The organism is Arthrobacter sp. BGA-UO-ETr-C19, assembly GCF_059568005.1.
In genome coordinates this window covers 33,768-47,953 of record NZ_JCAQPC010000013.1, presented here as the reverse complement: position 1 = coordinate 47,953, position 14,186 = coordinate 33,768, and the positions used below count along the sequence as shown (strand labels likewise).

Sequence of the window (14,186 nt, the reverse complement as noted above, 5' to 3'; positions counted from 1 at the left end):
ACAGGCTAGGCACGTTATCGGTCAGCGCCAATCAGGGCTCCGCCGGAACGCCTCTTCCCTGTGCCAGCAACAGGGTGCATTCTGGACGTTACACGGTTCCGACAAAGAGGTCGGGGAGGCGTTGGCCATATGAACCTCAGTATCCGGTCCCTTCGAGTGCTCGGACCATGCCGTCTTGGCCTGCGACCGCCCGCCCGGGGGACGTGAGCGCCGTGGACATCACTACCAGCCATCACCGCCTCAAGGTGGTGGTCCATATCGACTCCAACATGGAGCGCGCCTGCATCGAGGTCCGCGGAACACTGACGCCGGCCAACATCCGGGCGCTTTATGTTGTTGCGCGGCGTGCCAGGACTCTGCTGCCAGGCAAGGAAATCATCCTGGACCTGTCGATGGCCCGTGCCGCCATGGAGACCATCACGGCGCTCCATGATCCCGCCCAGCTCACCCAACTCAGCGGCGAAGGCACGTCCGAGAAACCTTGCCGGCTAAGCATTCTGGACCCCCGGCCGGGCATCCACGCGCACCCCTCATTCACTCACGGGCACGGCGGCCATAAGCAGTCCGACCATAAGCAGCCCGACCATAAGCACAGTGACCACAAGCGCGCTGACCAAACCGGCCGCAGGGCCCGAGATAAGGAACCGGCATGAAACCCGGCCGCATGGTGATGCTCGTCCTCGGTACACTCGCCGCCCTCCTGGGGCTGGGACTGCTGGCGGGCGCCGCCGGGGTGGGCTGGCTCAACTTCCAGCAGCGCGATGAAGGCTACTTCACCACGCAGCCGCACCGGTTCGACGCCGCGTCCTCCGCCATCACCACGGCAGGGCTGGACGTCATGGTCAGCGGCAGGCTGCCGGACGTCATTCCCTCGGAAACGGCCGGCAGCATCCTGCTCCGCGGGGCGGCAGACAGCCCGGGCAAGGGCATCTTTATCGGCATCGCACCCCAGCAGGACGCCGGGCGCTACCTCGAGGGCGTCAAACGCTCCGAAATCCGGGAATTGAATCTGCGGCCCTTCAGGGTGGATTACAGCGAAGTGCCCGGGACACGGACCCCTGACCGCCCCGGAGCACAGAACTTCTGGGTCGCATCCGCAGAGGGCACCGGTACGCAGGAACTCAAATGGAACATCCTTCCCGGCAGCTGGACCGTGGTGGTCATGAACGCCGACGCCACCGCCCCGGTTTCCGTGGATCTGCAGGCCGGCGTCCGCTCCGACCTGCTCTGGCCGCTGTTCCTGTGGCTGCTCATCGCCGGGATCGTGTTGCTGGTCATCGGTGTGCCGCTGATCGTGGCAGGGGCAATGGGGCTCGGACGGCACGGCCCGCCGCCGCACGTTCCTCCCGGCCAGTACCACCCTGGCCAGTACCGCCCCGGCCGCTATCCGCCTGGTCATCCGCTCGCAGGGCATGCCCCGCCAGCGGAAACCCCGACGGCGGGACCTCCCGCCGCCGCCGGCGCCACCGGACCGTTGGTCAGTTCCGCCGTGCCGGGCGGAAGTGCAGGCGTTCCGCCCGGGAACGCGGGAGTACCGCCGGGGACCGCGCCTGTGCCATCAGGTATGGAGCCGGCTTCATACCCGTCCCCGGGCTATCCGGCCCCTGGATATCCCGCCACCGGCGGAGGGGCGGGCGCACCGCCGCCGCCCGCCGTCGTCGACCTCTTGGAAAACCCGAGGTACCCGGCCCGACTGACGGGCCATGTCGACCCGGCGCTCTCCCGGTGGATGTGGCTCGTCAAATGGTTCCTGGCGATCCCGCACCTGATCGTTCTGTTCTTCCTCTGGTTCGCGCTGATCGTTACCAGCATCGTGGCGTGGTTCGCGATCCTGTTCACCGCCCGCTACCCGCACTCACTGTTCAACTTCAACGTGGGCGTGCTGCGCTGGAGCTGGAGGGTGTCCTTCTACGCCTTCACGGCGATCGGCACGGACCGCTACCCGCCCTTCACCCTGGCCCGCACCGACTACCCGGCCGACTTTGAGGTGGACTACCCGGACCATCTGTCGCGCGGCCTGGTGCTGGTGAAGTCCTGGCTGCTCGCCATCCCGCACCTCCTGATTGTGGGCGTGCTCGCAGGATCCTCGCGTACGTGGGTGGCGGCGTCGGATGACGACTTCGGCGGTGCCGGCCGATACTCGGCCAGCGGCGCGGTCTCCCTGCTCTCGCTCCTGGCCCTCATCGCCGGCGTCATCCTGCTGTTCACCGGCAGGTACCTCCGCAGCCTGTTCGACCTGCTGATCGGCCTCAACCGCTGGGTGTACCGCGTCCTGGCATACGTCGCGCTGATGCGGGACGAGTATCCCCCGTTCCGGCTCGACATGGGCCCCGTCGATCCCGGCGAACCCCCCGCCGCCAGCCCACGAACCACTCCACCGGGAGGGCCATCATGAAACTCACCGTTCACACCTTCGTGAGCCTCGACGGTGTCATGCAGGGCCCGGGCGGCAGGGACGAGGACACCAGCGGCGGCTTCGAACTCGGCGGCTGGGTGGTGCCGCTCTTCGACGAGGACATGGGCAGGATCGTGAACGGGTGGTTCGCCGAAGCCGACGCCATCCTCCTGGGCCGCACCACCTACCAGATGTTCCAGCCCTACTGGGAGCAGGTCACTGACCCGGACGACACCGTAGCCAAGGCGCTCAACAGCCTGCCGAAGTATGTGGTGTCCTCAACCCTCACCGAGGCGACGTGGAACAACACCACCATCCTCCCCGCGAATTTCCTCGAGGCCGTTGACGACCTCAAATCGGGCCCGGGCCGGGAGCTCCAGGTCCACGGCAGCTACCGGCTGGTCCGTGCCCTGCACGACGCCGGTCTGGTGGACGAGTACCGGCTGATCATCTTCCCGGTGGTCCTGGGCCAGGGGAAGCGGCTCTTCGAACCCGGCGTCACGCCGTCGGCATTTACCCTGGCCGGGAGCAAGGCGACGTCGTCAGGTGCGGTCCACCTGACCCTGTTGCCCGCTGCCTTCGGTGCCGCTGACCTGGAGGTGGGGGAGTTCGAGGTGCGGGAAGGCCGCGAGCAGGTCAAGGACTGAGCCGCTGCGCTGTCAAAATGCAACGCGGGGTCAGATATGGCCCAATATCCGCGGCGGATCGGGCGGTATCTGACCCCGTGTTGCAGTCAGCCGAGGCCGCGCAGGCGCTCCATTTCGCGGCGGTCCTTCTTGGTGGGCCGCCCGGTCCCGCGGTCCCGCTGCGGCAGCCCCAGCGCCGGAGCCGCGGGCCGGGGAGGCGTATGGTCGGTGAAACAGTGCGAGGCTGCCTCCGCACCCACACGCTTGGCGATAAGCCTGCGCACTTCGAGGATCCGTTCGTAGCCGGGCTGGCGGACGCGGACAGTGTCGCCGGGCACGAGTGACTGCGAGGCCTTGGCCGGGTTCCCGTTGATGCGGACATGCCCGGCGCGGCAGGCGGCAGTGGCGGCTGACCGCGTCTTGTAGGCGCGGATGGCCCACAGCCAGGCGTCGACGCGGACGGTGCTGGGGGCTGAGGGTAGGCTGCTCATGGTTGCAGCCGAGTATAGCCGGGCCGCCGCGGACCTAGCCGTCCGAGACGGCGGAACTCACCGCAGTCGGACCGTCATATTCCTTATCCGGAATGTTCTGCAAGGCATCCAAGACCTTGTTGTCGGCTCCGGACTCCTTGGCACGGCTGATGAGTGTCTCTTTGTCGGCGGGGTAGTCGATCCCGCCCAGGAACTTTTGGATCTGTATGGGGTTGGGCGTTTCGGCCATGTCAGCACCTTTCGGCTAGTTGTTGCTGTGCATCGTCTGGCTTGTCCGCCAGTACGACGTCGGAGGCCTCCACCCTGCGGTCTGCCACCGTGGTGGGGGATTCCAGGTGGACGGCGCCCGTTGGAAGGATGCCCGCGCCACCGAACCTTTCCATCACCCGCCACTGCGCCACGACGTCCTCGCCGCAGTGCTCGGGCGGCAGCTCGGTCCAGAACCGGAAACCGCCGGCTTCCTCCAGGGCCTGGCGGCGGAACAGGGTGCACCCTCCCAGCCACGCCACCTTGTACGGGATCCACTGTTCGGATGTGAGTCCCAACTGTGCGCTCAGGTGGCTCAGGTTGGCTGCACTGTGCAACGGCCAGCGCTGAAAAGCCTGCTCGCCTCGACGGATGCGCTCGGGGGTGACGGGCCCCTGCCACGGTGTGAAGGCGCCGGTCTGTTCCGGGCGGTGGTCGTCCAGGAAGGACAGTCCCTGCGGTGCCATTCCCACAAAGCCGCAGCCCAGGGCATCGAGAGCGTCACTCATCCTGCCGAGCGCTCCCGGTTCCAGCCAAATGTCGTCGTCGAGGAACAGCACCTTGTCTGTCCGGGCCAGTTCCAGGAGGAACTGGCGGTGTTCGGCGAGGCCGCGGCGCGGGAGGTGGCGGTGCAAGCCGACTTCCGTTCCTTGTGCACGAAGCACCCGGACCAGGGCAGCCGCTGGCGAATGCTCCCAGGCGGGCAGCCCGTCCGACTGGTCGCTGATCATGAGCCGGAAGGCCGGTGCGCTCTGCGAGGCAAGCCCGGCAAGTGTTACCGCAAGCTCTGCAGGGCGGTTGCAGGTGGGGATGAGGATGTCCAGGGCGGGGTGCTCGGTTGTCTTGCCCGAGGCCCAGTTGGCGGATGTGTGGCGATCCATGATCACCGCCTTTCCGAGACGATAAGTCCGTCGCGAACGATGGCTTCCGGGGGACGATGAGCCCGTTCAGTCGGATGAGTCGGTACGGTGCACTGGTTCAGGTACCCAGGCATTTCGTTGCCTAAACGCGCTACGGGCGTGTCGGCCGAAATGGACGCCCTTGGCGGAGCCGCAAGATGGACTGGGGCGGCTAAAACCTACGCGACGAGGACGGCCGCGGCGGAGTCCATGTGTTCGCGGATGGTGTTGCGGGCCAGGGTGGCGTCGCCGGTCTCGATGGCGGCGACGATGTCGTTGTGCCGGTCCACGCTCATGTTCCGCACGCCCTTTTCGAGCCCGGCGAACATGATGGACATCCGGATGGACCCTTCCAGGGACTCCCACGAGTGCAGCAGGGTCTCGTTGCCGGTGAGACGGCACATGGTGCGGTGGAACTCGAGGTCGGATTCGACCCGCTCCTCCAGGGTGCCGTGGGTGGCCGCCTCCATGGCCTGGACGGCCGCGCGGAGCGACCCGATGACGTGCTGGCGCTCCGGCAGTTCGCACAGCGTGCGGGCGGCAAGGGATTCAAGGGCAGCCCGGACGGAGTAGATGTCGCGGATTTCCTTGGCGTCCAGGTGGCGGACCGAGAGCCGGCCGCGGGCCCCCGCCGACACGAGGCCTTCCTGCTCGAGCTGCCGCAGGGCCTCACGGAGCGTCCCGCGGCTGATTTTCAGCATCTCGGAGAGCTCGGTTTCCACCAGGTGGCGGCCCGGCTCGAGGGCGCCGCTGGTGATGGCGGTGCGCAACGCGGCCAGCGCTTGCTCGCGGAGGCTTTTCTTTTCCAGTCCCAGGAGGGTTGCTGTGGCGGCCATCGGATTCTCCCCAAGGTCAGAGGTCGACTGTTTACAGTCGCCGTGTTAACAATGATGCCATGGCAGGAGCGCGGGGCCGGCTGTTGTTCCCGCGATCCTGCCGCAGCTGCGCCGGAGCCGGGTTTTAGCCCAGTTCGGCGAGGACCTTCGCCACGATGCGCTGGACGGTCAGGCCGTAGCGTTCGTGCAGCGTGGGCAGGGCGCCGGCGTCGAGGAATTCGTCGGGCAGGGCCACGGGTACCACGCGCTTGCCCAGGCCTGCGGTGACCACGGCCGAGGCGACGGTTTCGAACAGTCCGCCCACCACGCTGTGGTTTTCCAGGGTCACGGCCAGCCGGTCGGTGTTGATTTCGGCCAGGACGGTTTCGGCGTCGAACGGTTTGATGGTAGGGGTGTGGACGACGGCGACGTCCACGTTGTGTTCCGCGAGAGCCTTGGCTGCCTGGAGGGCGCGCATGGTCATCAGCCCGCTGGAGACGAAGACGACGTCGTTGCCCCCGCGCAGGACCTTGGCCTTGCCGAGTTCGAACGTGTAGTCGTACTCGTCCAGGACCGTGGGCACGTTGCCGCGGAGCAGGCGCAGGTAGGTGGGTCCTTCGCTGGCGGCCAGCTGCGGGACGGCCTGTTCGATGTCGAGGGAGTCGCAGGGGTCCACGATGGTCAGGTTGGGCATGCCGCGGAAGATCGCCATGTCCTCGGTGGCCTGGTGGCTGGGGCCGTATCCGGTGGTGAGTCCGGGGAGGCCGCCCACGATGTTGACGTTCAGGTTGGGCTCGGCCGCGTCCAGGCAGAGGAAGTCGTAGGCGCGGCGGGCGGCGAACACGGAGTAGGTGGAGGCGAACGGCACCAGGCCGGTTTCGGCGAGGCCGGCAGCTGCACCGAAGAGGAGCTGCTCGGCCATGCCCATCTGGAAGAACCGCTCCGGAAAGGCCTGGGCGAAGATGTGCATGTCCGTGTACTTGCCCAGGTCCGCGGTGAGCCCGACGATCTTGTCGTTCTCCTGCGCGGCCTTGACCAGTGCGTGCCCGAACGGGGCGGAGCTGGTTTTCTGGCCCGGGTCGGCGAAGGACGCGATCATGGCCGAGGTCTTCAGCTTCGGCTTGGCCGCGGTTGTCGTGTCGGGGGCCTCGGTTGTGGCGCTCATCGGGCGGCCTTTCCTTCGTATCCGGCGGTCAGCTGCTCGCGGCAGGTCTGCCATTCGTGTTCTTCGATGCGCATGAAGTGCGCCTTTTCGCGTTCCTCCAGCAGCGGCACGCCGCGGCCCACCCTGGTGTCGCAGAGGATCACCGAGGGACGTCCGGTGATGGCGGCCTGGGCTGCGGCGTTGTCGAACGCGGCGAGCAGCGCTGCGACGTCGTTGCCGTCCACCCGCTGGGTGTACCAGCCGGCGGCTTCCCATTTTTCGGTGATCGGCTCGGTGCGGAGTACGGTGTCGGTCTTGCCGTCGGCCTGCAGGGCGTTGATGTCCACCATGGCGGTGAGGTTGCCGAGCTGGTGGTGGTGGGCGCCCATGGCGGCTTCCCAGGTGGAGCCTTCGTCCAGTTCCCCGTCGGAGAGGAAGTTGTAGATCCTGGCGCCGGAGTCCTGGTAGCGCAGGCCCAGGGCCATGCCGACGGCGATCGTCAGTCCGTGGCCCAGGGAGCCGCCCGAGATTTCCATGCCGGGGGTGTAGGTGGACATGCCGGACATGGGGAGCCGGGAATCGTCGGAGCCGTACGTTTCGAGTTCCTCGACAGGGACGATGCCGGCCTCGGCGAGGGCAGCGTAGTGTCCGATGGCGTAGTGGCCGGTGGAGAGCAGGAACCGGTCGCGGCCCTTCCAGTGCGGGTCCTCGGCGCGGTACCGGAGCTGGTCGGCGTAGACGACGGCGAGCATGTCCGCTGCGCCGAGGGCCTGCCCCACGTAGCCCTGGCCCTGGACCTCGCCCATGTTCAGGGCGTGGTGCCGGATCCGGTAGGCGGCGGCGCTGACCCGTTCGAGTCGCTCTGCTGCAGTTTCCTGGGTCATTCGTTCCTTCTGGGGGAGTGCTTGCGTGTGCAATTTCTGCGGGACAGTTTCGTTGACGGCGGTCATCAGGCGTTCACCGACTGGGGGGTGCTTTTGGTGATTTCATCAGCCAGCTGCCTTTCCCGCTTGCCCCAGGTTTCCCGGGTGGCGAAGGCTGCCCAGAGACCGATGAGGGCGTACAGGCCGAACAGCAGGGCCGGGCCCATCCATCCGAAGCTGACGAACAGCAGGGTGGTGATGAACGGGGTGAAGCCGGAGACCATGGCGGAGATCTGGTAGGCCAGCGAGGCACCGGAAGCGCGGGTCTTGGCCTGGAAGAGCTCGGGGAACCAGGCACCCTGGGCTCCGGCGAGGGAGTTCTGGCAGACCGCGTAGGAGATCACGATCGTGGCGATGATGAAGACGAACAGGCCGGTGTTGACCAGCAGGAACATCGGAATGGCGAACAGTACGGCGAAGGCGGTGGACCAGATGTAGAGGGGGCGGCGGCCGATCCTGTCGGTCAGGCGGCCCCAGGCCTGGGTGGCGAAGATGCCGATGGCGGACGCGATGCAAAGGGCCACCAGGGTCTGGGTCTTGTCGGCCAGGTGCTGGCTGTTGAGGTAGGAAATCATGTAGGTGATGGACACGGCATAGCCGGCGGTCTCGGCGATCCGGAGGCCGATGCCCTTCACGATGTTGCGCCAGTCGGTCTTGATGACCTCCACGATGGGGGACTTGACGATGTCGCCGTGGCCCTTGACCTCGTCGAAGACCGGGGACTCGGGGACCTTGGAGCGGATGATCAGGCCGACCACCACCAGCACGATGCTGGCAAGGAAGGGGATGCGCCAGGCGAGCTCGCCGCCGAGGTTCACGCTGACCAGGAACACCAGGTTGGCCAGCAGCAGGCCCACCGGGAAGCCGGCTTGCACGATGCCCGTGTACTTGCCCTTGGACTTCCACGGTGCATGCTCGTAGCTCATCAGGATGGCACCGCCCCATTCGGCGCCGAAGGCCAGGCCCTGGACGATGCGCACGAACACCAGCAGCGCCGGCGCCAGCAGGCCCACCTGGCTGTACGTGGGCAGCAGCCCGATGAAGAAGGTCGCGATGCCCATCAGGATCAGGGACGTGACCAGGACCGGCTTGCGTCCTACCTTGTCGCCCAGGTGGCCACCGATGATGCCGCCCAGCGGCCGTGCCGCGAAGCCGACGCCGAGCGTGGCGAAGGCGGCGAGCGTTCCGGTTACCGGGTCACCGGTGGGGAAAAACGCAGTTCCAAAGTACAGGGCGGCCGCGGTGCCGAAGCCGATGAAGTCGTACGTCTCGATCACGGCGCCGACGCCCGAGCCGATGGCGACCCGGCGGGCGTCCTTGGTGCCGTGGACCGGCCCCCGCATGTTCAGAGCTTCGTTGCTCATGGTGGTTCCCTTTCGAAGAGCGGCTGAAGAAGGTCCAGCGCGGTCGACTGTTAACAAGATACGTCCCAGTGTGACGGGCGTCATGCTGACTGTCAACAGTCACCGTTAGGAGTTGACTGTTAACAGTTACCGAAGCTACTGTGGTGTCCATCACCACGGCCTGCCGGGCACGACCAGAGGATCAACGACGATGTTCCATTCCCGACTCGGGTGCTCATCCATCAGCTTCCGCCATCACGAACTGCCGACAGCCCTGCGAACCATCGCCGGGCTCGGATTCGCTGAGATCGACCTTGGCGCCCTCCCCGGCGTCTGCGACCACGTTCCGTATGAACTTGACGCTGATGCCGTCTCAGCCGTGGCCAGTGACGTGGCTGCATCGGGCCTGCGGGTGCGTTCCGTCAACGGGGATATCGGGGATCTGAATGCAGTGCTCGACGCCGGCCGGCAGGCTGAGCGGGACAGTCACCTTGATGCCCTGCTCACCCTCACCGCCAAAACGGGGGCCAAGGCACTGGTCCTTCCGTGCGGTGCCCTGAGCCACGAGCCGGTACGGAGCCTCGAGGAGGATCTGGACACCGTCGCGGCCCAACTGATCCGGGCGGGGGAGCGCGCGGCCGGGTTCGGCGTCGAACTCTGGACGGAATCGCTGCACTTCCTGCGGTTCTGCTGGAACCTGGAACGCGCCGGACTGCTGGCGCAGCGGCTGGCGGGGTCCGGCGTCGGGATTGTCATGGACTTCAGCCACATCGTCGCCGCCGGCGAGGACCCGCTGGAGTACCTGGCACGGCACGAGGGGCGGATAGCCCACGTGCACCTGCGAGATGCCGTGCCCGGGAACATCAACCTCAGCATCGGCAATGGCCAGGCCGACTTCGCCGCCGGGCTGCGGGGCCTTGCCGGGCAGGGCTACACCGGGCACTTCAGCCTGGAACTTGAAACCCGGGACATCACCCACGACGAACGCCCGGCGGCCGCCGCCAAGGCAGCCAGCTTCATCACCGACCTCATCTGAACACCCCACAAAAACCACCAAGGAGAATCATGACCGCCATTCAGCGCACCGCCGTCCTCACCGGAGCCACCTCCGAACGGGGCATCGGCATCACCACCGCCCGCCGCTACGCCAGCCAGGGCTGGGGCGTGGTGATCCTGGACCTCGACGGCGAGAAGTCCGCAAAGGTCGCCACCGAAATCGGCAACGAATTCAACGTCCCGGCATTCGGCTACGAGATCGACGTCGCCAACGAGGACTCCGTCAACGCCGCGTACAAGGCAGTTTCGGCCGAGGTCAGGAGCGGCGCCCTTCCCGTGGTCGGCGCTCTGGCCAACATCGCCGGCATCACCTCGCCGGTGCCTTTCCTGGAAACCACGCTCGACCTCTGGAACAAGGTCATGGCCGTGAACTCCACCGGCACCTACCTCGTTACGAAGGCCTTCCTGCCGGACATGATCGACAACGGCTGGGGCCGCATCGTCAACATGTCCTCCGTTTCCGCACAGCGCGGCGGCGGCGTCTTCGGCAAGGTCCCCTACTCCGCGGCCAAGGCCGCCATCCTCGGCTTCACCAAGGCCCTGGCCCGCGAACTCGGCGATTCCGGCGTGACCGTCAACGCCATCACCCCGGGCGCCGTGGACACCAACATCCGCGTCGGCAGCACCGAGGAGCAGGAGGCCGCCATCAACGCCGGCATCCCGCTGGGCCGCAACGCCACCACCGAAGAAGTCGCCGCCGTCATCACCTTCCTGTCCTCCGAGGACTCCGCCTACCTGACCGGCACCACCATCGACATCAACGGCGGAAGCCACATGCACTAGGAACGCTTCAAAGCGCAAACCCCCCCGCCCAGCCCACTGCCCGCCCCGGAGCATAGAGAGCCAGCCATGACCAAAATCTTCAACAATCCGGCGGACTTCGCCGAGGAAGCCCTCGCTGGCTTCTGCGATCTTCACTCCGCGCTGGTCCGCCAGGTCCCCGGCGGCGCGGTGCGCCGCCACCGACCGGCCGCGCCCAAGGTGGCAGTCCTGGCAGGCGGCGGCTCGGGTCACTACCCCGCCTTCGCCGGGCTCATCGGACCCGGGTTTGCCGACGGCGCGGTGGTGGGAAACATCTTCACGTCACCGTCCGCGAACCAGGCCTACGCCGTGGCCAAGGCAGCGGACAGCGGCGCAGGTGTGGTGTTCACCTACGGAAACTACGCCGGTGACGTGATGAACTTCGGCATGGCCAGCGAGCGTCTGGCCGGCGAGGGCATCGCCGTTGAGAACGTGCTGGTGACGGACGACGTCGCCAGCGCCCCGCCGTCGGAATCGTCCAAGCGCCGCGGCATCGCCGGGGACTTCACGGTCTTCAAGATCATGGGCGCTGCCGCCGAGGCCGGTGCGGACCTGGCCGGGGTTGCCCGCCTGGGCCGCAAGGCCAACAGCCTCACCAGGACCATCGGCAGCGCCTTTGCCGGCTGCACTTTCCCGGGCGCCGACGCGCCGCTGTTCTCGCTGGGCGAGGGGCAGATGGGGCTGGGCCTGGGGATCCACGGCGAGCCCGGCCTCTTCGACACGGACCTGCCCCCGGCAGCGGACCTGGGCCGCGAACTGGTGACCCGCGTGCTGGCAGAAACTCCGGACGGGGCGGGCCAGCGCATCGCCGTGATCCTTAACGGCCTGGGGTCCACCAAACATGAGGAGCTGTTCGTGCTGTGGGGAACCGTGGCACCGCTTCTCCGCGACGCCGGCTACACCCTGGTGCTTCCGGAAGTGGGCGAGCTGGTCACGAGCCTGGACATGGCAGGGGTGTCCCTCACTGTCACCTGGCTGGATGATGAACTGGAGCCGCTCTGGGCAGCGCCGGCGGAAACCCCGGCGTACCGGCGCGGTAACGCTGCGGCGCAGTCCGGCAGTCTTGCCGCCGAGGCGTCCGACGACGACAGCACCGCGGTCGCGTTCGCCGCCACCGCTTCCTCCCGCGAGTACGCAACAGCCTGCGTCGCCGCACTCGAGGCGGCACGCGACCTCCTGCACGCTGAGGAGCCACGTTTGGGCGACATGGATGCCGTTGCAGGCGACGGTGACCACGGCCGCGGCATGGTCCGGGGTGTTGATGCAGCCGTGGCCGCCGCCGTTGACGCATTCGCCCGGGGCGCCGGTGCTGGAGACGTCCTGGCCGCCGCCGGGGATGCCTGGGCGGACCGGGCAGGCGGCACGTCGGGGGTTCTCTGGGGCGCAGGCCTGCGGGCGCTCGGCGAGTGGCTGGGCAACAGCCAGGCACCCGGACCGGCGGAGCTTTCGGCCGCCATGACGGCGTTCGCAGGCCGCATCACCGGCCTGGGCAAGGCCGAGCTGGGGGACAAGACCATGGTGGATGCGCTCCTGCCCTTCGCCGAAACCCTGGCCCGCCGGACGGCGGAAGGCGCCGGTGCCGGGGCCGCCTGGCAGGAAGCCGCAGCCGCTGCCACGTCCGCCGCTGCAGCCACCGCGACGCTTCGCCCGCTCAAGGGCCGCGCCCGGCCGCTCGCGGAGAAGAGCCTGGGCACCGCTGATCCGGGCGCCACGTCGCTGGCCATGATCTTCACCGTGCTGGGCGGACACCTGGCGTGCCATGCCGCCCCGCCATCGGCAGGACAGGTCCGCGAGGAAGCGAAGGCCACGGCATGACCGCCGCAGCTGTTCCCGCGCTGAAGGTCATCGTGGGGGCCGACGAGGCCGGCGTCGACTACAAGAACCGCGTCCTGGAGGACCTCCGCGCCGACCCCCGCGTGGCCGACGTGATCGACATCGGGGTCAACCGCAGCGACGAACCGGACGAATTCAGCAAGCCGTACCCGCATGTGGGCATCACCGCCGGCGAGATGATCCGGGATGGACAGGCGGACCGGGCCATCCTGTTCTGCGGGACAGGGATCGGGGTGGCGATTGCCGCCAACAAGGTGGCGGGTGTCCGTGCCGCCACCACCCACGACTCGTTCTCAGTGGAGCGGTCCGTGCTCTCCAACAACTGCCAGGTCCTCACCATGGGCCAGCGGGTGGTCGGCCTGGAACTGGCGCGCAGGCTCGCCCGGGAATGGGTGGGCTACACCTTCGACCCGGAGTCGGCGTCGGCAGGCAAGCTGAACGTACTCAGCGACTATGAAGGGTGCTGAACCGCCATAACCCCCCGGCTCATTCGACGATGACCCGCACCCGCTGCACCGTGTTGTTGCCCATGCCCTGGTAGTTCCAGTGCTGCTCCAGCGGCTGCACGGCGCCGGTCGCGTCGGTGGCCCGGCATGCCAGTTCATGGTGGCCGGCGTCGGCAACCCAGGGAAGGCTCCAGCCGCGCCAGGCGAAGGCGCCGGCAGGCTTGTCCAGTTGCGCCGGAACCCACTTGCCGTCGATGCCGACCTCCACCTTCGTCACGGCCCCTTCACCGGACCATGCCCGGCCCTGGAGCATGACCGGCCCGCGGGGCAGGTACCTGCGGCGGGTGAAAAAGTCAGGAATGCCCGGCGGAACCATCAGTGACCGCACCCTGATCCGCGAAACCGGGGTGCCGGCGTCGTCCGCGTTGTGCTGGTAGCGGTAGGCGACCGACTGCTGGAAACCGGTGAACGGCGCCGTGACCACCTGGACCGACTGCAGCCACTTGACGCTGGCCATGCCGTACCAGCCGGGGACGACGAGCCGCAGCGGATAGCCGTGCTGCGGCGGCAGATCACTGCCGTTCATCTTGTAGGCAAGGACGACGTCGGCCCGGGAGGCTTCCGAGATGGGCAGGCTCCGGGCGTACTGCTGCCGGACGCCGCCCTGGATCCCGGCGTCCAGCCCGGTGAACACCACCTCGACGGCCTCGGGCTCGACGCCGGCCTGGGCCAGCAGGTACGCCAGGGGCACTCCGGTCCACACGGCCGTTCCGACGCCCTCCAGGGTCCAGGGCTGGCTGAGCGGACGCGGCCTCAGCAGCGATCGCCCGTTGCCCGCGCATTCCATGGTCACCTGGACACTGATGGCCGGATCCCGCTTCAGTGCCGCAAGGCTCAGTTCCATTGCCCGCTCCACGGCGCCGCCGATCCGCAGGTGCCACGCGCCGCTGACCTGCGGAATGTCGAAGTGCGTCAGCACGTAATGCAGCCCGGGGGGAGTCACGTCCTCGCGCAGGGCCTCGAGCGGCATCGAGTGGTTCCGCACGGCGAGCTGCAGCTCTTCCCGGGTGAGCGGGCCATGCGTGGGTTCACCGGAATGCGCTGCTACACCGGAATGGGCTGCGGGGCGGGCGGACGGTCGGCGTCGGTAGATCAGCTTGGACATGGC

Annotated in this window: 15 protein-coding genes; 7 read left to right on the top strand and 8 right to left on the bottom strand. The window is 67.7% G+C overall.

Features of this window, described 5'->3' with window-relative positions; translation table 11 throughout:
• The first annotated feature begins 167 nt into the window (after positions 1 to 167).
• From AC57BR_RS07145 to AC57BR_RS07135, 3 genes are read left to right on the top strand one after another with little or no spacing between them, the layout of a single operon-like run.
• On the top strand, positions 168 to 653 hold the full coding sequence (locus AC57BR_RS07145) for a hypothetical protein (protein ID WP_496359077.1): 486 nt from the start codon (positions 168 to 170) through the stop codon (positions 651 to 653).
• Positions 650 to 2,395, top strand: coding sequence for a DUF4389 domain-containing protein (locus AC57BR_RS07140; RefSeq protein WP_496359076.1), 1,746 nt, complete (start codon positions 650 to 652; stop codon positions 2,393 to 2,395). The genes AC57BR_RS07145 and AC57BR_RS07140 overlap by 4 nt, the downstream gene beginning before the upstream one ends.
• Positions 2,392 to 3,042, top strand: coding sequence for a dihydrofolate reductase family protein (locus tag AC57BR_RS07135; protein WP_496359075.1), 651 nt, complete (start codon positions 2,392 to 2,394; stop codon positions 3,040 to 3,042). Before AC57BR_RS07140 ends, AC57BR_RS07135 begins: the two co-directional genes overlap by 4 nt.
• A gap of 86 nt (positions 3,043 to 3,128) precedes the next feature.
• Here AC57BR_RS07135 and AC57BR_RS07130 read toward each other — a convergent pair whose 3' ends face one another.
• From AC57BR_RS07130 to AC57BR_RS07100, 7 genes are all read right to left on the bottom strand, one after another.
• Positions 3,129 to 3,512, bottom strand: coding sequence for an RNA-binding S4 domain-containing protein (locus AC57BR_RS07130; RefSeq protein ID WP_003798614.1), 384 nt, complete (start codon positions 3,510 to 3,512; stop codon positions 3,129 to 3,131).
• A 34-nt stretch (positions 3,513 to 3,546) separates the two neighbouring features.
• Positions 3,547 to 3,741, bottom strand: coding sequence for a DUF2795 domain-containing protein (locus tag AC57BR_RS07125; protein ID WP_496359074.1), 195 nt, complete (start codon positions 3,739 to 3,741; stop codon positions 3,547 to 3,549).
• Position 3,742: 1 nt separating this feature from the next.
• Positions 3,743 to 4,639, bottom strand: a complete 897-nt coding sequence (locus AC57BR_RS07120; RefSeq protein WP_496359073.1) for a glycosyltransferase family 2 protein — start codon at positions 4,637 to 4,639, stop codon at positions 3,743 to 3,745.
• Positions 4,640 to 4,836: 197 nt separating this feature from the next.
• A complete protein-coding gene (locus AC57BR_RS07115) occupies positions 4,837 to 5,493 on the bottom strand; it encodes a GntR family transcriptional regulator (protein ID WP_496359072.1) in 657 nt (218 codons plus the stop codon).
• 124 nt (positions 5,494 to 5,617) lie between these two features.
• The gene (locus AC57BR_RS07110; RefSeq protein WP_496359071.1) at positions 5,618 to 6,637 is read right to left on the bottom strand and encodes a transketolase family protein; all 1,020 of its coding nucleotides are present in this window, start codon (positions 6,635 to 6,637) and stop codon (positions 5,618 to 5,620) included.
• Positions 6,634 to 7,500: a transketolase gene (locus AC57BR_RS07105; RefSeq protein WP_496359070.1), complete on the bottom strand. Its 867-nt coding sequence runs from the start codon at positions 7,498 to 7,500 to the stop codon at positions 6,634 to 6,636. Before AC57BR_RS07105 ends, AC57BR_RS07110 begins: the two co-directional genes overlap by 4 nt.
• A gap of 65 nt (positions 7,501 to 7,565) precedes the next feature.
• A complete protein-coding gene (locus AC57BR_RS07100) occupies positions 7,566 to 8,903 on the bottom strand; it encodes an MFS transporter (RefSeq protein ID WP_496359069.1) in 1,338 nt (445 codons plus the stop codon).
• Between the two features lie 190 nt (positions 8,904 to 9,093).
• Here AC57BR_RS07100 and AC57BR_RS07095 point away from each other — a divergent pair, with 190 nt between their 5' ends.
• From AC57BR_RS07095 to AC57BR_RS07080, 4 genes are all read left to right on the top strand, one after another.
• Positions 9,094 to 9,918: a sugar phosphate isomerase/epimerase family protein gene (locus tag AC57BR_RS07095; RefSeq protein ID WP_496359068.1), complete on the top strand. Its 825-nt coding sequence runs from the start codon at positions 9,094 to 9,096 to the stop codon at positions 9,916 to 9,918.
• 29 nt (positions 9,919 to 9,947) lie between these two features.
• Positions 9,948 to 10,721 carry an SDR family NAD(P)-dependent oxidoreductase gene (locus tag AC57BR_RS07090; RefSeq protein ID WP_496359067.1) on the top strand — a complete coding sequence of 258 codons (774 nt, stop codon included), beginning with the start codon at positions 9,948 to 9,950 and terminating at the stop codon, positions 10,719 to 10,721.
• Positions 10,722 to 10,787: 66 nt separating this feature from the next.
• Positions 10,788 to 12,554, top strand: a complete 1,767-nt coding sequence (locus tag AC57BR_RS07085) for a dihydroxyacetone kinase family protein (RefSeq protein WP_496359066.1) — start codon at positions 10,788 to 10,790, stop codon at positions 12,552 to 12,554.
• On the top strand, positions 12,551 to 13,039 hold the full coding sequence (locus tag AC57BR_RS07080; RefSeq protein ID WP_496359065.1) for a ribose-5-phosphate isomerase: 489 nt from the start codon (positions 12,551 to 12,553) through the stop codon (positions 13,037 to 13,039). Before AC57BR_RS07085 ends, AC57BR_RS07080 begins: the two co-directional genes overlap by 4 nt.
• A 19-nt stretch (positions 13,040 to 13,058) precedes the next feature.
• On the opposite strand, the gene AC57BR_RS07075 is transcribed toward AC57BR_RS07080, so the two are convergent.
• The gene (locus AC57BR_RS07075; protein ID WP_496359064.1) at positions 13,059 to 14,183 is read right to left on the bottom strand and encodes a sulfite oxidase; all 1,125 of its coding nucleotides are present in this window, start codon (positions 14,181 to 14,183) and stop codon (positions 13,059 to 13,061) included.
• Positions 14,184 to 14,186 lie beyond the last annotated feature (3 nt).